Origin of the sequence: Bradyrhizobium sp. NBAIM03, assembly GCF_020194055.1 — a bacterium.
Lineage (GTDB): Bacteria > Pseudomonadota > Alphaproteobacteria > Rhizobiales > Xanthobacteraceae > Bradyrhizobium > Bradyrhizobium yuanmingense.
The window spans coordinates 1-418 of record NZ_JADYVS010000208.1; the positions used below are offsets into that span (position 1 = coordinate 1).

Sequence of the window (418 nt, forward strand, 5' to 3'; positions counted from 1 at the left end):
TGTTCAGCGGGTATTCGACGCCGTGGCGGCGGCCGATGTCTTCGATCAGCCCGACCATCTGTTCGAGCGCGCCGCGCGGGTCGCGGTCGAGCCCGAACGACAGCGCCAGGAAAAACATGATCTCGGAGTCGGTCGAACCTTCGATCCAGCGGAACAGTTCGGGCGCCACTTCCATCATCAGCGCGCGGCGGAGCAACGGGTATTCGCGGATCAACCCGTTGTGCGCAAAAAGCCACCGGCCGTAGCGGAACGGATGGCAATTGGTCTCTTGCGCCGGGGTGTCGGTGGCCGCGCGCACGTGCGCGATGAACATCGACGAGCGGATGGCGCGGGCGGCTTCACGCAGGTTGGTGTCGTTCCACGCGGGGTGCAGGCAGCGGTATCGGAAGGGCACCTCAGAGTAGCGGCCGTACCAGCC

General features: G+C 65.8%; 1 protein-coding gene. It reads right to left on the reverse strand.

From position 1 onward, the window contains the following. Window positions 1-418: class II glutamine amidotransferase (locus I6F21_RS38125; RefSeq protein ID WP_225184435.1), on the reverse strand; the 418-nt coding region annotated here is incomplete at both ends.